Annotated in this window: 24 protein-coding genes; 7 read left to right on the forward strand and 17 right to left on the reverse strand. The window is 38.3% G+C overall.

The features are described 5' to 3' along the window. Positions 1 to 182 precede the first annotated feature (182 nt). The 6 genes from MHI53_RS20040 to wrbA form a co-directional block, all read right to left on the reverse strand. Positions 183 to 1274, reverse strand: coding sequence for a GerAB/ArcD/ProY family transporter (locus MHI53_RS20040; protein ID WP_061140887.1), 1092 nt, complete (start codon positions 1272 to 1274; stop codon positions 183 to 185). 205 nt (positions 1275 to 1479) lie between these two features. Further along, on the reverse strand, positions 1480 to 2730 hold the full coding sequence (locus MHI53_RS20045; RefSeq protein ID WP_340372069.1) for an MFS transporter: 1251 nt from the start codon (positions 2728 to 2730) through the stop codon (positions 1480 to 1482). Positions 2731 to 2847: 117 nt separating this feature from the next. Beyond that, a complete protein-coding gene (locus MHI53_RS20050) occupies positions 2848 to 3417 on the reverse strand; it encodes a hypothetical protein (RefSeq protein WP_340372070.1) in 570 nt (189 codons plus the stop codon). Positions 3418 to 3492: 75 nt separating this feature from the next. Beyond that, positions 3493 to 3783: a hypothetical protein gene (locus MHI53_RS20055; protein WP_340372071.1), complete on the reverse strand. Its 291-nt coding sequence runs from the start codon at positions 3781 to 3783 to the stop codon at positions 3493 to 3495. A gap of 51 nt (positions 3784 to 3834) precedes the next feature. Further along, complete coding sequence (locus tag MHI53_RS20060; protein WP_061141063.1) at positions 3835 to 4575, reverse strand: class I SAM-dependent methyltransferase; 741 nt, start codon at positions 4573 to 4575, stop codon at positions 3835 to 3837. 364 nt (positions 4576 to 4939) lie between these two features. Continuing rightward, the gene (gene wrbA / locus MHI53_RS20065) at positions 4940 to 5551 is read right to left on the reverse strand and encodes an NAD(P)H:quinone oxidoreductase (RefSeq protein WP_061140891.1); all 612 of its coding nucleotides are present in this window, start codon (positions 5549 to 5551) and stop codon (positions 4940 to 4942) included. 1058 nt (positions 5552 to 6609) lie between these two features. On the opposite strand from wrbA, the gene MHI53_RS20070 reads away from it, so the two are divergent. Both MHI53_RS20070 and MHI53_RS20075 read left to right on the forward strand, forming a co-directional pair. Further along, positions 6610 to 6993: a GntR family transcriptional regulator gene (locus MHI53_RS20070; protein ID WP_061140894.1), complete on the forward strand. Its 384-nt coding sequence runs from the start codon at positions 6610 to 6612 to the stop codon at positions 6991 to 6993. Between the two features lie 5 nt (positions 6994 to 6998). Beyond that, on the forward strand, positions 6999 to 8105 hold the full coding sequence (locus tag MHI53_RS20075) for a DUF5808 domain-containing protein (RefSeq protein WP_340372072.1): 1107 nt from the start codon (positions 6999 to 7001) through the stop codon (positions 8103 to 8105). Between the two features lie 186 nt (positions 8106 to 8291). Here the strand turns inward: MHI53_RS20075 and MHI53_RS20080 are convergent, their stop codons facing one another. Then, entirely contained in the window at positions 8292 to 8936 is a 645-nt protein-coding gene (locus tag MHI53_RS20080; RefSeq protein ID WP_061140896.1) for a LysE family transporter, read from the reverse strand. Positions 8937 to 9128: 192 nt separating this feature from the next. Continuing rightward, the gene (locus MHI53_RS20085; protein ID WP_061140897.1) at positions 9129 to 9911 is read right to left on the reverse strand and encodes an HAD family hydrolase; all 783 of its coding nucleotides are present in this window, start codon (positions 9909 to 9911) and stop codon (positions 9129 to 9131) included. 86 nt (positions 9912 to 9997) lie between these two features. Here MHI53_RS20085 and MHI53_RS20090 point away from each other — a divergent pair, with 86 nt between their 5' ends. The 3 genes from MHI53_RS20090 to MHI53_RS20100 all read left to right on the forward strand — a co-directional run bounded on the left by MHI53_RS20090 (position 9998) and on the right by MHI53_RS20100 (position 12489). Then, positions 9998 to 10696, forward strand: coding sequence for a Crp/Fnr family transcriptional regulator (locus tag MHI53_RS20090; protein ID WP_061140898.1), 699 nt, complete (start codon positions 9998 to 10000; stop codon positions 10694 to 10696). 208 nt (positions 10697 to 10904) lie between these two features. Continuing rightward, the gene (locus MHI53_RS20095; protein WP_061140899.1) at positions 10905 to 11285 is read left to right on the forward strand and encodes a DUF2294 domain-containing protein; all 381 of its coding nucleotides are present in this window, start codon (positions 10905 to 10907) and stop codon (positions 11283 to 11285) included. Positions 11286 to 11445: 160 nt separating this feature from the next. Further along, complete coding sequence (locus MHI53_RS20100; protein ID WP_061140900.1) at positions 11446 to 12489, forward strand: NAD-dependent formate dehydrogenase; 1044 nt, start codon at positions 11446 to 11448, stop codon at positions 12487 to 12489. Positions 12490 to 12679: 190 nt separating this feature from the next. Here MHI53_RS20100 and MHI53_RS20105 read toward each other — a convergent pair whose 3' ends face one another. Beyond that, complete coding sequence (locus MHI53_RS20105) at positions 12680 to 12901, reverse strand: cyclase (protein WP_340372073.1); 222 nt, start codon at positions 12899 to 12901, stop codon at positions 12680 to 12682. Between the two features lie 505 nt (positions 12902 to 13406). Between MHI53_RS20105 and MHI53_RS20110 the strand changes: the two genes are divergently transcribed. Beyond that, a complete protein-coding gene (locus MHI53_RS20110) occupies positions 13407 to 13565 on the forward strand; it encodes a hypothetical protein (protein ID WP_185113023.1) in 159 nt (52 codons plus the stop codon). Positions 13566 to 14122: 557 nt separating this feature from the next. On the opposite strand, the gene MHI53_RS20115 is transcribed toward MHI53_RS20110, so the two are convergent. From MHI53_RS20115 to MHI53_RS20150, 8 genes are all read right to left on the reverse strand, one after another. Next, the gene (locus MHI53_RS20115) at positions 14123 to 14407 is read right to left on the reverse strand and encodes a hypothetical protein (RefSeq protein WP_340372074.1); all 285 of its coding nucleotides are present in this window, start codon (positions 14405 to 14407) and stop codon (positions 14123 to 14125) included. A 125-nt stretch (positions 14408 to 14532) separates the two neighbouring features. Continuing rightward, a complete protein-coding gene (locus MHI53_RS20120) occupies positions 14533 to 14715 on the reverse strand; it encodes a hypothetical protein (RefSeq protein WP_061140906.1) in 183 nt (60 codons plus the stop codon). A gap of 539 nt (positions 14716 to 15254) precedes the next feature. After that, on the reverse strand, positions 15255 to 16247 hold the full coding sequence (locus MHI53_RS20125; RefSeq protein WP_061140907.1) for an anti sigma factor C-terminal domain-containing protein: 993 nt from the start codon (positions 16245 to 16247) through the stop codon (positions 15255 to 15257). Further along, complete coding sequence (locus MHI53_RS20130) at positions 16240 to 16740, reverse strand: RNA polymerase sigma factor (RefSeq protein WP_061140908.1); 501 nt, start codon at positions 16738 to 16740, stop codon at positions 16240 to 16242. The genes MHI53_RS20125 and MHI53_RS20130 overlap by 8 nt, the downstream gene beginning before the upstream one ends. A 158-nt stretch (positions 16741 to 16898) precedes the next feature. Next, positions 16899 to 17717 (reverse strand): alpha/beta hydrolase, encoded by an 819-nt coding sequence (locus tag MHI53_RS20135; RefSeq protein ID WP_061140909.1) that lies wholly within the window; start codon positions 17715 to 17717, stop codon positions 16899 to 16901. Positions 17718 to 17923: 206 nt separating this feature from the next. Next, the gene (locus MHI53_RS20140; RefSeq protein ID WP_340372075.1) at positions 17924 to 18232 is read right to left on the reverse strand and encodes a VOC family protein; all 309 of its coding nucleotides are present in this window, start codon (positions 18230 to 18232) and stop codon (positions 17924 to 17926) included. Between the two features lie 369 nt (positions 18233 to 18601). Then, complete coding sequence (locus tag MHI53_RS20145; protein WP_340372076.1) at positions 18602 to 18901, reverse strand: hypothetical protein; 300 nt, start codon at positions 18899 to 18901, stop codon at positions 18602 to 18604. Between the two features lie 131 nt (positions 18902 to 19032). After that, positions 19033 to 19368, reverse strand: a complete 336-nt coding sequence (locus tag MHI53_RS20150; protein WP_340372077.1) for a hypothetical protein — start codon at positions 19366 to 19368, stop codon at positions 19033 to 19035. Positions 19369 to 19527: 159 nt separating this feature from the next. On the opposite strand from MHI53_RS20150, the gene MHI53_RS20155 reads away from it, so the two are divergent. Further along, positions 19528 to 19995 carry a hypothetical protein gene (locus MHI53_RS20155; protein WP_340372078.1) on the forward strand — a complete coding sequence of 156 codons (468 nt, stop codon included), beginning with the start codon at positions 19528 to 19530 and terminating at the stop codon, positions 19993 to 19995. Positions 19996 to 20081 lie beyond the last annotated feature (86 nt).

Genomic DNA, 20081 nt, shown 5'->3' on the forward strand with positions numbered 1-20081 from the left:
ATAAAAAAAGCATTTTAAACAGGGTATGAATAAACCACATCATATATTACCCATTGTTTCCTACTTGTTGAACCACCGTTCGGACTTCATCTTCCGAACCAACCACCACTGCAAAAGGTTGCGAAAACGGCCATAAAGAAAAGCTGCCAACAAGGCAGCTAAAAGAATTTGTTCCATTACGTTTAAGAGCGCTTTAATAATTTCTTTGTTTTTAATAAAACAAATAGGAGCGGTATATATAAAACAATGAAGCCGACGCTGTAAGGATTAATTATTTTGTTTAGTATATACAATAAATCGATATCATAATAAAGGATGTTGACCAGGACGATGATGATGGACATGATCCATAAGGGATATTTTTGCTGGACATTGAATAAGCGCTTGATCCCCCTGCTGGCAGCCCACAAGGGAATGACCATATTGGGGATGATAATGATGGCCCACCAAGAAATGGTTATGTACTCGAACCGCTGAATGAAGGGCAATTCAATAATGCTGGTCAGGGTTAAGGTTGGCCATAGGGTAAGGGTAAGCAGCTTGAGTGGATAAAAGGCGATTGAAACGAAATAGACGGTTAAAGCCAGCAAAGTAGTGGTTAATGCTCCTCCATGGGCAAACTTTTGTGATGTTTCTGCTTTTTTTATGAACGGATAATACATCAGCAGCATTTCAAAACCAAGCATCGTTAAGGAGATACTTTTGGTTCCTTTCAGAATGTCCAGAAAGGTATGATTGAATATAGGAAGCACTCCCGTGAAATCCGAATACCTAATACCATAAAAAGGGAAAAACAAAAGCCAATATGAAACGATTACTGTTATAAAAGTAATTCCTGTAACGGTTCGGAATCCCCCGGAAATTACATAATAAATCAGGATGAGGAACACCGCAGCCATTGCCCAGGCAGGGACATCATCGAACATCCAAACATGTATGACACGTATATATCCGACGATGATCGTCATCCCCAATATAAAAAAGTACAAAATGAACAACAGGCTGAAGAAACTGCCAACCCATTTGCCGAATACATGATGGTTGGCGTTAATGATATCACCTGGAACCATTTTGAAAATCTTATATATGAGCCAAATTATTAGGTGAATGATCAATCCCGCCAGCAATATGGAGATCCATCCATCCGTTCCTGTGAACTTCGCCAATTCCCTTTGAAAGCTCAACGCCCCTAATCCAGTTTGCATGCCATGCATTAAAAAAAACACATAAAATGGCGATACCTTATACTTAACATTAACAGTAGCTTGGTTCATATAGGACCCTCATTTGTCTTACCAATTTCTAATGTTATTATCTTGGCTTTTAGTATAGATGGTTATTCAGGAAATTAATTTATGGCTCATAATCCGATTGAAAGATGGACACAAAGGACGCTGCCAACATCGCCGCGTTAGTTGAAAGGTCTTTCCGATACATACGATGTTAGTTTGTTCTCCAGGGAATTTTCAGCAAATCGCATTAGTGCATATCCTTATGATCTTTTCGAGAACACGGAATGTTTTCACCTATGAAAGAATGATCGATGATCTTAAAGTAAGGAAGTATCACCCCTAGTAAAGATACGGTACAAATCATGGACCCGATTAAAAAGTATAGTGGCCGTATTCCCCAAACTTCACTCAAAAAACTACCGGTGAGCACGCCTAATGGCATAACACCTCTGATAATGAAAAGCCGGACAGCGGATACTTTACCCATTAATTCATTTGGCACAGCTTGCTGAAAAATGGTTATGTTATGAACACCAAAAAAAGCCATGGCTATTCCGGCAATTACCTCGGTGATTAACGCAAAGGCGATACTATGGGTAAAACCTAATGAAATGAATGTTAAGCCCCCTATAACTAATGCTCCCAGCATTAAAACTCTGCGCCTTTTATTATTGATTTTCCCGGCGAAGATCGTACCCATTACATAGCCTAATGGGAAGCTTGCCATAAAATATCCGTACTCTGCATAACTGCCCGATAATTCATTTGTGATATAAGGAAGGTTTACAACCATTGTGACCCCCACTCCAAATTGAACGAAGGCCAAAAAGATTCCTAACCAAACAATAACTGGTTGTTTAAAGAAATAAGATATTCCTTCCATAAATTGTTCCAGCCAAGACTTTCGTACATGTTGAACCGTCCTTACCTCCTGGATGAAAAACAAAAGAGTTCCACTCATGATAAGCAGTCCACAAACAAAAATCAGGGCCGGTATTATGCCTGTATGCTCTATAACGACTCCGCCCAAAAATGGTGCAGAGAATGTCATCAGCCTAACGGTGCCATCTTTATAAGCATTGGCCGCACTTAATTGGTCTTTAGGAATGATAGTAGGTGTAATGGCTTGATTAGCAGGTGTATAAATGGGGGTTATTAAGCCTGCTATTATTTGGACGACGAAAATATGCCAAGATTCGAGATTTCCAACTGCCAAGGAAACAAGTGGAATCAAGAAAATCACCCCCCTGGTCCATTGAGAAACGATCATTAACCACTTACGGCTCCATTTATCAATAAACGGACCAATGAACAATTGCAGGATAAGGGATGGCAAGAAATACAAAAGCCACATACTCCCCAATGCCATCGGCGAATTCGTCAGTTGATATAGAAGAATGGAGTTACAAAAAGCACCGAAAGCACCGCCTAATTCAGAGATGGCATTACCTATCCATAAGATAAGGAACTGACGGTTCTTTAATAATTTGTCACTCACATGATCCCCCCTTTAACATTCATCGTAATGCAACTAACCTGTCCCGTTAGCCGCAAAAAAAGGAGCTGCCGATCAGCTCCAGGTAATCAAGGTTAGCACTGTTCATTCATTGAAATATCATGTTAAGTATTGAAGCCATTTATGTTCCGGTTCGTGCAATTGTATGGCACCCCGAAGCCATTTTCTCCGCTGATCATCTAGTTTATCTACTATCGCGATAAAGTCTTGATGGTCTTTTTCTCTGGTGTTTTTCACCTTATATAAAAGGACAATTTCTGGATTTAGATAAGGAATGCCTGTATCAGAATAACTCCAAACCGACATAAGCGGATGGGAAATCGTTAACTCCCTTCTGAATTTCCACTCAGAATCCGTTGCTTCATTTAAAAGCACTTCTAATCTATCTCCATTTGATTTATGTAAAGCGTGTATTTCGTGAATAGGTAACTCTAAAAACTCATTATTCCAACTATGGAATGTACCTTTAACAACCTTCTTAAAATCCCATTCTTTCAGATACTCCTTCAGATATAACTGATCCTTCCGAAATAGTGCAATCTCTATATCTTGATGTTGTCTTGTTTCTCTGCCGATACTTAAATCAATTGCCCAACCACCTGCAAAGAACCACATTTTATTGAATCCTGACATCAAAGAAGCAATCCTATGACATTGTTCGAATGACATATAAATCCTCCAGACTAACCATTGATTTTGCTTAGAAGTTTTGTGAGATATTTCATTATTTTTAGCTATCCTGAATTATCTTTTTATATGAGAAATGATGCTTGCATTAAAAGGGAATCTATTCTTGGCAACTTCTTCTTTTAACCTTGCCAATGCCTTTACTGCCGCAATCTTTAACTCTGTGGGATATTGGTAGGTAATACTGTTTGATTCAAACTCATTATCATCTATAACTTCCCATTCATAGTGGAGAATATCAGGGAATTTTAGGGCTTTAATTTTTACAATCTCATTCAATTTAATCATCCTAAATTTTTTTATCCTAACTACTTCGCCCGACCATTCGCGATTTCCTTCTTTACCCAAAAAATGCCCTTTTGTTCCATAAGAAAAAGGCTGCCGCAGCAACCTCCGATATTACCAAGCTTTCTTTGCCCTTATGATCATAAAAGATGGTCTTCTCAACTCATTCGTGATTTTTGGTAAACTATCCGCTGCTTCATCAGCGGGAATAGGCTCGATTACTTGTTCAATCTGAAAGCCATTAAGGATTAGTTCATTTATTAGTGTTGAAAAAGTACGGTGATATTTAACAACACCGTCTATATACCAATGTTGTTGCCTTTCACCTTCTTCCTGGTAATGATCAACTGCATAATGTGATCTATTGTTTTCTTTGTCAATGATCCAATTATCCATATTTCGTCTAGCTGTTGCAATCGGATGCTCAATGGAGAAAAGAAAGACCCCCATTTTTTTCAAACAACCGTTCATTTTTTTTATGACAGCATCATAATCCCTTATATAATGTAAAGCTAGCGAACTAACTGCAACATCAAAATCCTGCTGTCTTATCTGAAGATCTTCTAATGATATATGTACATAGCTAATACGTTCATGAGCGTTTCTTTGTTGAGCAACGTTTATCATATTCTTTGAAATGTCTATTGCTAAAACCTCTCGAGCCTGTTCATTCACACAATATTTTGCGAAGTCCCCCATACCACATCCTACATCCAACACCTTTTTATTCTTTAATTCAGGCAGCATATCTCTTAAGGTAGGCTGCTCTAGTAAATCATTGTAATTCAATTCCGACTCACGCAGGTTCCGGTAGCTCTCGAAGAATTTCGGGTGATCATAAATGTTTTGTTTCATGAACAAAAATCGCCTCTTTTCTTTTATGATAAACAGATTTTTTTCATTGACACTATCATAATTTTTCCATATTTATCAAAAAAGAAATAGACTTATATTCTTGTTTTTGGTAAGATTTAGATTGAATCATGCCTATATTCTTCTAACCTCCCGAATAGTTCCAAAAGAAAAATCTGCCTAAGCAACCTCCCTTCGTAGCGGATTACCATTCAACCCCTGATAGTATTTTTCATTTTAACCGCCGATTCACTTTTCTTTATTATCCCATGTATTTCTTACAAAAAAACCCCGGATAAGGGACACTTTTAAGCGTGTCCGTCATCCGGGGTTTAGTTCATCAGCGATTGACTTTTTTATATTGCATTCATTGATTTCCTTTTTTGACCCATTCCGCTACTGTCACTGTACGTTTAGCTTGATGTTTTACGGCACCTGAAACATCTTCGATCATTTTGCCATCTTGTCCGACCGTTACGCTTGTTCCATATGGGTTTCCTCCTGCACCAAATAGGACTGGGTCCGTATAACCGGGAGGAGCAATGATAGCACCCCAGTGCATCATGGAGGTGTATAACGATAACAAGGTAGCTTCTTGACCGCCATGTGGGTTTTGCGCCGAAGTCATGGCACTTACGACTTTATTCACTGTCTTGCCGCTTGCCCACAGTCCCCCTTGGGTATCGAGGAACTGTTTCATTTGTGATGCCACATTCCCAAAGCGCGTTGGGACACTGAAGATAATGGCATCTGCCCATTCAATGTCAGCCGATGACGCGACCGGTACGTCTTTTGTTGCTTCGACGGTTGCTTTCCATGCTTCATTTCCTTCGATAGCCGATTGAGGAGCCAATTCTTGTACTTTTAATACTTTCACTTCAGCTCCTGCTTCTTTTGCTCCTTCTTGAGCCCATTTTGCTAATTGGAAATTGGTTCCGCCCATACTGTAAAATATCACTGCTACTTTAACGTTTGACAATGATTCCATCTCCTTTACTATTAGCCTGCATCCAAATGTAATTTCCTTATAATAAGTTTAGCCCTAAAGGGATTTCATTAAACTTACTGCACTCTCCAGAAATGATCTTGTACTATATACATACGTATACCCAGCCTTTATTTCTTTTACTCTCGTAACACATGTCGTGACTGCATGTGAAGAGATTTTTGCAAGTAAATGATTTCATTACAGCATAGGCTTTAGCTAATGTTTACTAAAGAAAATAGACAAATCCAAACAAAATATTTAAACGGGAATTTAGTTTCTTTCTTCTTGAACGCACCTGTTTTGATATCGAAACTTAAACCAAAAAGAAAAGATAACATTAGAAAAAAAAAGACTACTTCTTTCATCGGAAAAAGTCTACTGGATATACCTATCATAAGCAATATCCCTACCAAGCACCCTACCAATATTGGAATATATTCTGCTTTATACATCTTATTTCTCATAATTGATTCCTCTCTCTGACTTATGATATGTATTCTGGCTTTAAACTTTAGAAAAGAATCTAATCTATCATTCAAACACCAAATATCATTGTCCCTAAAATCATATATATAAAGGGAAATAGGAATAAGCATGCATTTACAAAAATAGAAACAAACGTCATAACATCTTTATGAATATAATGTGCTTTTAAAGCGAAGAAGAGACCAATAGGACCAATTACCAATGGAAAAAATATAGGCAACCCTTGCACTTTTTCGAGTGTAACAATATCAAACAGAAAATTCACAATGAATAGTAGAGGAACGAGGAATAACAAATAAGAAACAAAAAGAAATGTCTTTTGCACGATAAGCCCCTTAAAAAAGTTAGTTTCTTAAATTCTACCATAATACAACAAATATTTTGGATAATTAACCCATTATTTCGCAATAAACTTGACTAGACCGGTGCATAAATAAAAGGTAGCTAACACACTTATATCATCCACCCAAGTGAAAATAAGCCCGCAGAAACCAGCCAAAGATTTGTTATACAATATATAGAACAACGTGTTATACTTCAATTAGAACAGTCAGGAGGTACTTATGCTTATCCAAATCGAAACCTCATCGGATATTCCCATTTATACGCAGCTTTCCAATCAACTGATTGAACTAATCGCACGCGATCAATTAAAAGGGGGCGATGTATTGCCTTCCGTCAGATCGTTGGCGTCTGACCTTGGGGTTAATATGCACACAGTCAATAAGTCTTACCATGAGCTAGAAAGAAAAGGAATCATCCGCATCGTACCGAAGTCCGGAGCCGTAATTAATCCATCCATTCGAGATGGCATTTCCCAAGAACATCGTCTGAGGATCGTCGAGGAACTGAAGCCGATTATTGCCGAGGCAATCGTGCTGGGTATGAATGCCGAGGACATTCAGCAACTCGCTTCATCCATACTTTCAGATATGAAGGAGGAATAAGACCTATGTCATTATCGATTTTTCTTATTACACTGGCTTTCATCATTTTGCTGCAATCCGCCATTCCGTTCTTATTGAAGGGGTCGATTGTATTTGGCGTTACCATTCCCGAACAACATATGAAGGAACGAGCGATTTCTTCGTATAAACGCTTTTATTCAGCAACGATACTTATTACCGGTTTCCTTGCCTTGATTGTCTATTTCCTCTGGGCAAAAAACCGGACACTTTCCGAGGATCAAGTCGTTTTTGCCGGTTTGGCCATCCAGTTCGGCATTCTTTTTTTATGTATGATCATGTATCTATATTTCCATGCAAAAACAACGAAATTGAAACGCACCCATAAGTGGGGTGCAGGATTAAAACCGGTTCGGATAGCTGATCTCGCAAGCCATGCCAAAGATGAAATGCTTCCGTCCTATATGTTTGCCCTTCCCGCGCTCATTACAGCGGGACTGCTCGTTTATACAGCAAGCCAATACAGTCAGTTGCCCGCCATGATTCCCACTCATTGGGATATAGACGGCCAACCGGACGCGTTCAGTCAAAAAACGTCCTTTTCCGCCATCTCCCTTTTGCTTATTCTATTGGTCATCCAGGGTATGATGTTCGGAATAAATGTGATGACAAAACGTTCGGGCATCAAGCTGACTTCTGCCAAAAAGAAATCTTCACAAGTCCAGCAACTGGCATTCCGTAAATATTCAAGCTGGTTTTTGTTTTTCACGACTGTCCTGATCACCATTCTGTTTGGCTTCATACAGCTGGTGATCATTCAAGGCGGAATGGGGAATGCCGCTTTTATGGCAGCGGTGCCACTCGGCTTCCTTTCAATCATGCTAATCGTGACCGCCGTCTATGCCTTCAAGGTCGGTCAAGGCGGCTCTCGCATTCAGGTAACGGCTGAAGAAGAGGAAACGATGGATACCACCTTTGTCGACGACGACCAATACTGGAAGGCAGGCATCTTTTATGTGAACAAAAATGATCCTTCCATTTTCGTCGAAAAACGGTTCGGAGTCGGCTGGGCCATAAACTTCGGGAATCCAATCGGTTATATATTCTTACTTGTCTCCATCCTGCTGATATTACTCATTTCATTCTTTATATGATCTTGGAGGATACAATCAACAGGGACTTTAAATGAAAAAGGGAAAGAGAATCACCTTGACTTGAGGTGTTTTCTTCCCTTGTTCTACAAAAACACTTATGCTTTTAAAAGATTAGCGTTAAATATATCAACATCAGCACCAATTATCTGCTTTGGTTGTTTGGTCAATGATAAATTGATTTCATTCCTAACTTCTCTGCATTATCATTGGGATACTATCAATAAATTTATATAAAAAATAACAACCGAATCCGATTAAAACCAGTCCAGCAACGATGGACGCACGTTTAATGTATGTTGGTTTCAAGAATTTTCTAGCACCTGTAACAACCGCCATTAACCCTATGTCGTGTATGAGAATACCTATGATAATACCTACACTTACAATGAAAAAATTAAAAATATTTGACGAATCAAATGAGTTTGACAGGATTGTTCCAAAAATACTTACCCAAAAAACTAAGTTCCCAGGAGATATGGCCACAAGCAGTCCATTTTTGTACGAAGATTTTAATGATTTTGCCGATTTTTCACCTACCAGTGTGATTTCGTGATCGGCGTTTTTGATGCTGTCATATCCGATGTGAAATAAGACAATGGCACCTATTATCCACAAAGGCACTTGAATGAATGGAATAGTTAAAATTGGTGCTAATCCAACGAACAATAAAATAATCAAGATTACATCAATGGTCATACCTCCAAGACCTACACTCCAGCCGTGCATAAAACCATTTTTCAAACCTTGTTTAATCATTTCAATTGAAATAGTTCCAATCGGCAATGCAATCGAAAGACCTAGTAAGATACTAGAAAACAGCAATACAAGCATCCCTCAACCCCCTATGTACTTTTTATTAAAATGGTTTTTATATTATAGTACATTAAATATGAATATAGCAGCGTTACACATGATAGTAAGCGGATGTAGTTTCATTATTCTGGTATTTACACTTATATGTATATGAAAAAATCGAATTTAGCTACAGAAATTTTCACCCCTCATCTTGGGCTTAGATTGTTTTTAAACTTTTACAGACTTATTTATTGAGGTCAGTTCTCCCAATTCCATAAGCCTTTGCACTATGTGGTCTTCTGTATCTCCACATAATGACAGTTTTTCAGAGGAAAGTGGGGCAAGTTGCAAATTCTCACCAATCATGACTGAATACATGGCATGCTGAAACATTGCAATATCATTCGCATCATTGCCGAATGCTATATACTCCCCTTCTTCTACACCCAATTGTTGCAGCCCGCTCCACTTATCAACACCTTTTGGACTTATGTCTAACACTCCCTCATTTCCATGAGAATGAACAACAACATCCATCCTGCTAAGCTGTGCTTCGACTTCTTCCATATTATCCGAAGTAAGTATCAATACTTTGACGATTGACTGTAATTTATCCAATGTTATGTTTTTAGCACGCCTTAGTGGATCAAGGTTATTCTTAATTGGATGGCTAGCTGGCCCTGTATAGGCGTAATCCCAATCACCGTCTACCAAATAAGAAACACTATGCGCTCGTAGTAATTGAACAATATTCGAGATTGTTTCTTCATCAAAACTGACCGTCGAGATGATTTTCCCGTTTAATGCAACCATTGAGCCATTGCCACCTATCATCGAAAACTGATGAAACCGCTCATGTAAGACGGGAAGTAAATCGCGTACAGGTCTAGCTGAAGCAAAAATAACTTCATGCCCCCCAGCTACCAATTTCTCTAATGCAACTAAGACTTTTTCAGAAACAGGCTGACCTTTAAAACAAATTGTCCCATCTAAATCAAATACGAATTTCATTATGCCCACTCCTCAATTTTTTATTTTTCTTAGCATATCAGTTTATTTTATAATGAAAAGGACATATGTCCCAAAAGGAGTTTTCCATGAAATATATGAATGATCCAAGACTGCTTGGTACAAAATTAAAGGAATATCCAATTGAAGAAATGTTTAGGCAGCCCCAACAACTCCCCTTTACATTGCAGCAATACGAACCGGGGGAAATCATTCTGCTAGAAGGAGTGGAGATGAAATCGCTGTTGTTTTTAGTGGAAGGAAAAGTGAAAATAACCTCAAGCATCGAAACTGGAAAGTCACTCTTGCTCAGATTTATCCACCCATTCTCCATTATTGGCGATATTGAATTAATTCGTGACGTTCCCGTCCAATCACAAGTTAAGGCAGTGGATCAATGCTTGTTCATTGGACTGCAGTTTGATTATATAAAAAAACATGAAATGGATAACCCAAAATTTTTGCATATCCTTTTAGAACACTTAAGCTATAAGCTTCAAACTTGTACAACGGCATCTCGTGTAAATGTATTAGCATCTGTGGAAAACAAATTTGCGAGCTACCTTTTGTCCACAATCGCACCAGAACCAGATACTAACTTTGGAATCGAGCTTAAGACATCCAATATTAAAGAAATTGCCGATTTACTCGGCACTACATATCGCCATTTAAATCGAGTGATCCTTTCTCTTTCCCAAAAGAAAATGATTGAAAGGGATAAGAATTCGATTCGAATAGTAAATTGGACCGTTTTAGAAGAAATGTCCAATGGAATTCGATATAAGTAGATATGTCAGAGGAGAAGGGTATTTATATGTTGATTTTACCCTTTTCTACCCACTGAAAATATGCAGACCCTAAAAATCCATTAACTTATTATAACTAGTTATATCTAGTTATATCTATTTACATTTGGTTAGTAATGATATATAATTTTTCTTGTAAGACATATGCTTACGAATACAGATAAAATTACATGCCTCGAGGATGAGCTGTATGAGTGAATCTTTACAAAAACTTGAACAGAATTTTGCCAATCTCATTCGAGCTTATCGAAAGAAACAGATTGGAAAAGGTCCTGAGAAGATCAAGGTAACATTCACCAGAAATTGGGTTGTCGCTCATATGAGTGGATGCCTAAGTCCGGTAGAAAGTTTTATCACACGGTCTGAAGAAGGACGGAATATGATTTTACATGCTCGTACACACATGATAAAAGAACTGTACAGTGAGTTAACTCCCACTGATATGGAACAACTGGTAGGAGCAAAATTTATAAAACTTATTACAGATGTAGATTTAGAGAAAGATGAAGTCGTATCTATATTTGTTTTTGAACAACCCATAGATGGAACAGAAGATATGTTTTCAATATGACAGGCGGATGGAATACGGTACGTATGTGCTTAGTAACTAACCACCATCATTTTGGATAAAAGGATTGGCCCAGGCTATCCTCTTAACCAAAATGTGGTGGTTTTTTATATGTATTTTTTCAACAAAATCAAACTAACATTATTCCTAGGAGGAACACAATATGAAAATCGTAGCAGTATTACCACCAGTAGTAGAATTGCCAGAACCATCTCCAGGCTATTTGTTTAACGTTGAGAAAGCTTATAATCTTCATGAATATTTTGCAAGCAAAGGTCATGAATTCGTTACACTGAGCGATGCAAATGAATCTTTGGAGCCGCATTTGGCAGATATGTCCATCTTCATTTGCAGCCCTTTCTACCCTGCTTACCTGACAAAAGAGAAAATTGATCGTGCTCCAAATCTTAAAATGGCACTTACGGCTGGCGTAGGTTCCGACCACTTTGACTTGGAAGCTTGTGCAGCACGGAATATCACGGTTGCTGAAGTAACGGGAAGTAACGTTGTTAGTGTTGCTGAACATGCTGTCATGCAAATCCTGATCTTACTCCGTAACTTTGTAGGCGGTCACGAACAAGCAGTAAATGGAGAGTGGAACCTGCCAAAAGTTGGTGCTTATGCCCATGACTTAGAAGGAAAAACAGTTGGTATTTTTGGATTCGGACGTATTGGACAACGTGTCGCTGCCCGTCTGCGCCCATTCGATGTGAAATTGGTCTACAACGACCCATACCGTCGTGAAGACTTGGAAGATGAACTGGGAGTGGAATATGTAACTTTCGACAAATTGGTTGAAACAAGTGACGCCATCACAATCCACGCTCCGTTGACCGAGCAAACGGATACACTGTTCAACCGCGATGTTTTAAGCCGTACAAAACAAGATGCCTATATCGTTAATACAGCACGCGGAAAAATCATTGAAACGGATGCTCTTGTAGATTCCTTGAAATCCGGACATTTAGCTGGTTACGCTGGTGACACTTGGTACCCACAACCTGCTCCTGCTGATCATCCTTGGAGACAAATGCCAAAACAAGCCATGACTGTCCACTACTCTGGCATGACCCTGGAAGCTCAGCACCGTATCGAAATCGGTACAAAAGCCATTCTGGACAACTTCTTTGAAGGAAAAGCACAAAAACAAGAAGATTTGATTGTAGAAGGCGGAGAAATCGTCAGCCCAAGCTACAAAATCAAGTAAGCTGCATAATGTACAGACACCCTCTCTTTCAGGAGGGTGTCTTTTTGTTTGTTTCTACTTATAAAAAAATAGGGGTGCCCAAGTAACAGATAAGTACGAAATCTCGTTACTCCAATGCTTTAGAGGCACCCGAATGGCAGAATAATAAAAAGCTGCCTAAAAAAATAGCTCCAATCTTCCTTTGACACTTTCACTCATCAACAGGCTTTCGTTTATGTTTTTCATTTATTATTTTTTTATTGAATATCTTAACGTCTCCAACCATCAGTAACCTCATATCCTCTACAATATACTGGGCCAACTCTTGGTCTGTGATGTCATCTCCCTCAATATCCAAGCGGAATTCCTGCCCTTGAATCCCACCGCCATTCGTAAACACGATTTCAAAGTCAAATTGAACTCTTTTATCCATCTGAACCCTCCCCAACTATTACAACCGTTCTTACTTAGAAATATTCTAGACAAAAAGAGGTTTCCCTTCTTCAACTCAGTACCTGATAGGCTGATAAGGCGAATATCATTATCACTAAGATAATTTTCATCATTTTCAAGACTGAATCCCCCCCTAATAAGGGTATTCCGCCCGTTTGCGCAAAAGAAAAGGAGCTGCCAATCAGCCCCTGGTACTCATCATTTCTGATTTTTTAATATACGAACCTCTTCTTCTAGCTTATCCATTTTTTGTTGAAGTGCTTTCTTTGGTTTCATTAGTTTTCTTACTAAAAGCAAAACCAATAATACGAAAAGTATAGTTAGAATGAAGCCTGGAATACCTATATTACTCAACATACACACCGCCCCATTCACTTCATTAACCAAATTCTAGATTTGATTATAAAATTTGTCAATGTCTCCAAGGAATACAACCGGTGTATTCTTGTGAATAATAAGCGTGTTACGCAATGAGGAGGACTTATATGAAACAAGATCAACAAGCTAAAGGGAATTCCGATTCCATCATGAAACCGGAATTTTCCGGAACTGATGCACAAAAAGTAAAACAACAAATCCAAAAAGATGTAAGCGAAGGACAAGGTGCTATGACCTCCCGTGAAGCCGGGGCCATGCGCGATTAAAAAACCACTGCAAGTGGTTTTTTATTTTCTGTTCATTTTTCGTTTCCGTTATTGCTCAGTTATCATATTCCGCAATGATAAAGGAAGAATTCACCTTTAGCCAAAGTTTCTGACATTGAAATGATCTTTTCAAATTGTGCCATCACTTCATCTCGGCTTAAGGTTAGCTTTTCAAAGTACAGCCATAAACGTATGCACCAGTGAGTACAAAGCTAGCAGGTGCGTTCTTGAATAGATTTTTCCATGACGAAAAAATCCCTATTAAAGTTTTAGATGACGGCTTATCAAAAAGGGTGACTCCATGATAGTTAATACCCCGGCCGCTTGGATTCCCTCGCATTGCTGGGTTTTGACTCGGGATCCATTTCAATGAGTCCATTATGTATTGAATTACATCATCATGTATCACGACACTTTCAATGACATCGTTACTGCTTTCTCTATGTATCCAAAAATCTCTAATAACGGTTGTTTTGGAAATAAGCTAAAACTCATGATTCAAGTCCATATTTTCCTCCTTAAAAATAAGTTCCTGCCGCCATGCCTAGTAAAGATAATTAATGAAGAGAGTTTCTAGTCTTTTTTCTTAATCCTTTAATCGTTAAATAAATCGAGAATAGCAAGAACAAACCGCCAAATAACCATACCCCATATTCTTCACTAGAAAAATATTCATCTAAAAAATCATCAAGAAATAGTTTGCCTGTTATGATGAAGATTAGACCTGTTGTGAAGAAGGTGAAAGCTATTGTGAAAAAACCTTGAACTTTATTTCTCTTGTCCTTAAAACCATTCATTAAGCCTAAAACCACAGACAAAACCAATATATCAGTGATATTCATACACCCTAACCTTCTAAGCTTCTATTTTTGTTCAGCATAAGCTAAAAAAATTCTACATCATATATAAAGATATTTCCATGTGGCTAACCAGCCAAATAAGAAAAAGGCCGCTTCAGCAGCCTCTTTTAACGATCATTATCTAAATCATTATCCAGAAATGACTTTTTATCTTTTTTCATTTCATGCTTTTCTTCAAGGATTTGACCAATGATTGAATGGTTGATTCCCTTTCTTACTGCCGTTTCAATAACCACATATAGGATGAATAACCCAACAACAGTAAGACCTATCGGAATGATGATTTGCACTGAATACCCTCCAAACAAACATTTTTTTTCATTGCACCATAAGATTCACGGCTCCCTGTTGAATTACCCTACTCCGTATCCCACTTAAATAAGCTGCCTTAAAGACAGCCCTGCTTATTTATTCAGCCTCATCAATCTCAGCACTTTCATTTAATCACTGCTGCAGCTGCCCATAATATGATATGTATAATTATACCATCCAATAGTGATTGAACAGGGTAACAAGTTGAAAAAGGATATTTTTCAGTAGTAAAGCCATTAATTTTCAGCCAAACGAGGTATCGATATATCGTAACGATCGTCCCTGCCAAAAATACGATAAACGATCATACGTTTAACGCACGGTAGTTCTTCATCTTTTCCCCCTTACCTTAATCTGCCTTATCATTCCAAGAAGAAAAAAGGCTGCCACATTAGCAGCCCCGTGTATGAACAACGCCCTTGTCAGTTGAATTTACTTTCCTCAGGTTTCTAGGTTGCCTGCCTTTCATTCATATTTTATCTGTGTATGGTGAGTTTTTGTATCAATGGTTCTGGCTTCAATACTTATCTACCGTAGCCCCTATGACGGAGGCACGGATGAAATCAAGCTTTTGGAAACGTCTAAGCTCCGCTGGCGAACCGGTCACGACAGCCCCGTTTAACCGAATTTCCCCTTTTGTAGATTGTGTGTTTTCCTTGATTCCCTTCAGCGCTTCTTTAATGGAGCTTTTATGACTATCTGTTTTGTTCAGTTGCTTCATCGTCTGTATGAACCCTTGCCCATTTTCCTTAGAATAAGGGTATTCTTGGCGGACTTCGAATCCGAAGGCTCCGCCACCTCCCTTAGTTTTTAGGCTATCAGAATCCAGTTCCTTTGTCATTCTGTCCATTTGGGCAACAGTTGTTGTATCGGCCCATAACCAATTGACATTTTCATAGCCAAGCTTCTTACTTAGCTCTGCCAAAGTCATTGGCTCCTTAAAGGAAAGGGCCACTTCAATTAATTTATTTTTGTCCAAACCGACTGCAGTATCAAGTTCTATCGGTAAATAGTCATAGGATAAACCTGGGTAATAAAAATCGATTTTCCTTTCATTATTGAATTCATTGTAACGGACCATTCGTTGCGCTTTTTCGTTAAAAACATTGACTTCAATCATCCCGCTTCCTCGTTCAATCGTATCGATCCTTCCGAACAATGGGATTTTCTCGGTCTTTTTATCCCATACGATTGAACGGTCACCAATGCTTTTACGATATGTCGTTTCTTTTGTTACACTAAATAAATTATAATTATTGCTGCTACTCGCAAATGATATATTGGCCCCATGAATCATGTCATAATAATTATCCTGATGCTCTAGCCGATTAGTGAGGATGTATTGACTGCCTGTGAAAAGGATGGTCAACAGAATCACAGTTGTAAATACAGCAATGATCACATACTTGAATGTCTGTCTTCTTCTTGTTTTTTTGATGGCCTTTTGCAAGGAAGGTGTGCTGATAAAGTCGATTTCTTCCTCTTTTTTTGATTCATGGTTATCACTCATGATTCTCCTCCTTATAAATCTTCGCTAATCGTTTCCTCGCTCTGAATAAATTCGTCTTAATGGAACTGATCGGCTTCTCTATTAACATCGCTATCTCTTCGTACGATAAGCCTGATTGATACTTTAATAACAAAAGTTCTTGAAAGTGTGGCCTTAACTTTGAAAGGGCATCTCCAACCTCTTTATTCCTTTCTTTCACAAGAAAGATCACCTCTGGAAGCTCTTCTATGTCCGTCACTAAACGTTCTTCATTTAAATTGAGGTCATACCGACGGTGCTTTCGGCACTGATCATAATGAAAATTCAATGATACGCGTATCAGCCAACTCCGAATCTTGGAAGTCTGAATCGTATCGTAATAAAGCAGATACTTATAAGCCGTTTCCTGAACAGCATCCTCTGAATCTGCCTGCGAAATGCCCAACTTCCGCAAGTATCTATATACAATATTAAGCTCCGAATTAAGTACGTTATTTTTAGTTATGTCATCCATCATCGTCCTCCTGCCTACTAGACGTATATCGTATAGAAAAGTTTACAATTTTACTTACACATTTTTAGTTTTTTTTTCCATACAAAAAAAGAGCTGCCAAGGCAACCCCCTTATTGTTTACGTACAATCTCCATAACTTATCATTGCTTCGTTCAGTATCAGTTATGGAAGTCTTCAACTCTATCCAGCCATTCATTTATTAGCGTAGGGAAGAGTTGTGGTTGTTCAATTTGCAGATTGTGGCCTGCACTATCCAATACGGCAAATGTTCCTTTCGGATACTTATCGGCTAGGTCAAGAGCATCCTTATATCCAACCGAAGAGTCTTGCCTTCCTAACAGGAAAACGCTGGGTTTACTGAAATCAGACTGATCAATCTTAAAAGAAAACCCATATTCATTTTTTACCTTATTTAGAAACTTTTCATCTCCCATTTTACAACCACTAAGAATTTCTTCGTTGTACCTTAACCATGTGTATTCATTAAGTACAATGTTATGATTCTTGAAATCTTCTAATTGATCCTTTGATAAACTTTCAATAAACTTTTGATTCATCTTTACTATTTCGTGTTTCTCAACTGTTCGATTTTCTGGAAGTGGTAAAATGACCGGACATATGAAGGCAGCGCCGAGTATTCGTTTCTGCTGCTTTTCAATAAGGCCCCTAGCTATATAGCCACCGTATGACTCCCCGGCAATGACGTACTCTTGGTCAGGAATTACGGCTTGAATGAAATCCGAAACAGCATTCAGCATTTCATCGGAACTGCTTATTTCGTCGTATCCTTTTGTTAATCCCATCCCAGGAAGGTCCAAATAAATCCGGCGCCACCCGTGCCTCCCAGCCAATATAGGCTCCATACACCCGCTCATCAATCGATGGTCAGGAGTATAACCATGTATCATTAAAATGGGCGTACCTTCCCCTAAATCTTCATAATATATTTCAGCCTGGCGAACTTTACAATATGCCATTTTACTCCTTCTTTCTTTAAGACTCTTTTCGTAAAGATTATTGTTTTTAACACGAAACGATTCAAGGCTGATTGAAGCGGAGGTGCGAGACTCCTGCGGGCGCTGCGGGACAAATTCTTTTGCCTTTACCCTGTAACTCTTCCCACTCTGGCCAAGTCATCATATCTAATTCAGGTCTTGGTGGATCATCTAGTATCGATATAAATTCAATGGAATGACCATCTGGATCTTCGAAATAGATAGATACAGCGGGCATGAATGGATAAATATTCTTTTGCCGAGGATATATCCTCCACATTAACTTTAAAAGCAAAATGTTGTCGCTGCACTAATGAACTGGGATAGTTTTCTCGGATACCAAGCATCGACTCTCCTGGTTGCCCAACCCAATAAAATTTTGACTTTCTAGCAGTATCTTCATGTAACGGAATAATGTTCAAGAGCTTTTCATAAAATGTCGCCGACCTTTGATAGTCCCTAACGTTAATATGAGTTTCAAAAATACCTTTTATCATTATTGTCAGCCCCTTTATTACAGGTGTTTACGTTAACATCAATATCCTGCTCTTATTTTATACATTATTGAAATATTTAACAAATAGCCCAACCCGAACAAACAACCTTCACCTGTTGCTTCCGTAAAAAAAAAGCTGCCTTAAAGACAGCCCGAACCCACAGCAATGCATTAGTTAGTGCATTACTATTCCTTTGCTAGTTCCCCTAAACCAATGGAAAACAGAAGGACCAAAAGAAGGCACACCATAATATATATCGCCTTTCTTACCTTAAAGGGCAGTAAATTCATCAAAAGATACATAAAATTACCGAGGATTCCTGCTCCACTTATCACTTCCGTCTTCTCTTTATCTTGTTCTTTAGTATATCTAATGGAAAATATCAATCCTGTCATCGATAGGAGAATAAGAAAGAGAAACCCTATATCTATGTTCATTTTTTGTTCCCTCACCCTTTTGGGATCCTGATGGTATATCCGGATCCCTTTTCTTTTTTTCTAGAAAGAATCCAGTATCTGCCACGACCAGCATTAGAAAGAGGCCTATACACGCAGTTACGATCCCTGCTGTTTTGTCTTTGGCATAAAAACATATATATGTATTAAAAGAGATAAACATTAAAAAAATAAATAACTTTGCAACGAAGTTAATCGTAACCATTGGTTTCACAATAAACCTCATTCATCTTTCAACAGGCTAGTGAAACTGCAATTCATTGAAGTCTTTCCTACCCTTTATCTGTTTTAAATCCCTCTGGAATCGATTGCTCAACAGGGTCAACTAATTTAGACTACATAAAGCTAATCACCTATGGCAAATACATGTTTTTTTCGCTGTATAGCTTCCATGCAGAGCCATTTTAAATCTTTAGCAAAACGCCGGACTTGCTGATCTTTGTCTTCCTTTGTGTAGGTATGAATTAAACCTTCACATATGCCTATCAATTGTTTAATCTCATCTCTATACAAAATGGTTTCACCATACATATCAAGATTTAGAAGTAAGCCAAACTTATTAGCAGGATCCTTTTCCTTTTTTAAAAGATAGGAGTGTATCCCCTCTTCAAACTCTACAAACGTTTCTTCCTTATACGCTTCTTTATAGGTGGTAGCTAAAATGAATTGGATTCCACACATTCACTTCTCCCTTTCCCTGCTTATTTCTACCTATTGTAGCAAAATGCATTTACTTAAGGGGCAGCTATTTTTTTGCAATACGGCCTCTTCCACCATTTGTCACCACATTCCTTTTAATGGTAAATTTAAGGTAAAACTCAAGTTTAAAGGGGAGTCACGATGAAGAAGAAAATGACCGGTGCATTAGTTATCATGTTGGCACTAACAGCTTGTAGCATCTTCACTGATAAAGGTACCGAATCAGAGACGAAGACCAAACTTGATTATCCATTTACAGGAGAGAGCGAGCACTGGGAGGCTGTATATTCTTATAAAGCAACCGAAATAAGGGGCAAAAAGGGCAGACAAGCAACTCACTCCAGCAAAGATAACTATGTACTTACATTAAAATACAAGGGATCTTTGGAAGAATTATCTTCAATGAAACACCTTGAATATTCTTATGAAACAAGCTCAAGTAAAGGAAGTAAAAGAGAGGACTATCCTGCCCCGCCTAGTGAAAAAGTATTTACAACTAGTGGAAGTTCAGTAAATGGAGCAATGAAGAACAAAGATGAAATGATTAAGATACATGTAAAATGGGATGACAATGACGAGTCATTCGAACTGCGTAATAAAACCAAGTAATTGGCCGAAATATTAGGTATGCAAATCCATGAAACCCTTCAAAATAAATGACTTTAATGTAGAAGTCATTTTTTTGTTTTGGCTTT

It is taken from the genome of Peribacillus sp. FSL E2-0218, assembly GCF_037992945.1.
GTDB lineage: Bacteria > Bacillota > Bacilli > Bacillales > DSM-1321 > Peribacillus > Peribacillus simplex_B.

Excerpts from the sequence above, each read along its gene's own strand:
- MHI53_RS20040 (WP_061140887.1), bottom strand. The coding sequence starts at position 1,274 with ATGAACCAAGCTACTGTTAATGTTAAGTATAAGGTATCGCCATTTTAT.
- MHI53_RS20050 (WP_340372070.1), bottom strand. The coding sequence starts at position 3,417 with ATGTCATTCGAACAATGTCATAGGATTGCTTCTTTGATGTCAGGATTC.
- MHI53_RS20060 (WP_061141063.1), bottom strand. The coding sequence starts at position 4,575 with ATGAAACAAAACATTTATGATCACCCGAAATTCTTCGAGAGCTACCGG.
- MHI53_RS20070 (WP_061140894.1), top strand. The coding sequence starts at position 6,610 with ATGCTTATCCAAATCGAAACCTCATCGGATATTCCCATTTATACGCAG.
- MHI53_RS20075 (WP_340372072.1), top strand. The coding sequence starts at position 6,999 with ATGTCATTATCGATTTTTCTTATTACACTGGCTTTCATCATTTTGCTG.
- MHI53_RS20080 (WP_061140896.1), bottom strand. The coding sequence starts at position 8,936 with ATGCTTGTATTGCTGTTTTCTAGTATCTTACTAGGTCTTTCGATTGCA.
- MHI53_RS20085 (WP_061140897.1), bottom strand. The coding sequence starts at position 9,911 with ATGAAATTCGTATTTGATTTAGATGGGACAATTTGTTTTAAAGGTCAG.
- MHI53_RS20090 (WP_061140898.1), top strand. The coding sequence starts at position 9,998 with ATGAAATATATGAATGATCCAAGACTGCTTGGTACAAAATTAAAGGAA.
- MHI53_RS20095 (WP_061140899.1), top strand. The coding sequence starts at position 10,905 with ATGAGTGAATCTTTACAAAAACTTGAACAGAATTTTGCCAATCTCATT.
- MHI53_RS20100 (WP_061140900.1), top strand. The coding sequence starts at position 11,446 with ATGAAAATCGTAGCAGTATTACCACCAGTAGTAGAATTGCCAGAACCA.
- MHI53_RS20105 (WP_340372073.1), bottom strand. The coding sequence starts at position 12,901 with ATGGATAAAAGAGTTCAATTTGACTTTGAAATCGTGTTTACGAATGGC.
- MHI53_RS20110 (WP_185113023.1), top strand. The coding sequence starts at position 13,407 with ATGAAACAAGATCAACAAGCTAAAGGGAATTCCGATTCCATCATGAAA.
- MHI53_RS20115 (WP_340372074.1), bottom strand. The coding sequence starts at position 14,407 with ATGAATATCACTGATATATTGGTTTTGTCTGTGGTTTTAGGCTTAATG.
- MHI53_RS20125 (WP_061140907.1), bottom strand. The coding sequence starts at position 16,247 with ATGAGTGATAACCATGAATCAAAAAAAGAGGAAGAAATCGACTTTATC.
- MHI53_RS20130 (WP_061140908.1), bottom strand. The coding sequence starts at position 16,740 with ATGGATGACATAACTAAAAATAACGTACTTAATTCGGAGCTTAATATT.
- MHI53_RS20135 (WP_061140909.1), bottom strand. The coding sequence starts at position 17,717 with ATGGCATATTGTAAAGTTCGCCAGGCTGAAATATATTATGAAGATTTA.
- MHI53_RS20140 (WP_340372075.1), bottom strand. The coding sequence starts at position 18,232 with ATGATAAAAGGTATTTTTGAAACTCATATTAACGTTAGGGACTATCAA.
- MHI53_RS20150 (WP_340372077.1), bottom strand. The coding sequence starts at position 19,368 with ATGTGTGGAATCCAATTCATTTTAGCTACCACCTATAAAGAAGCGTAT.
- MHI53_RS20155 (WP_340372078.1), top strand. The coding sequence starts at position 19,528 with ATGAAGAAGAAAATGACCGGTGCATTAGTTATCATGTTGGCACTAACA.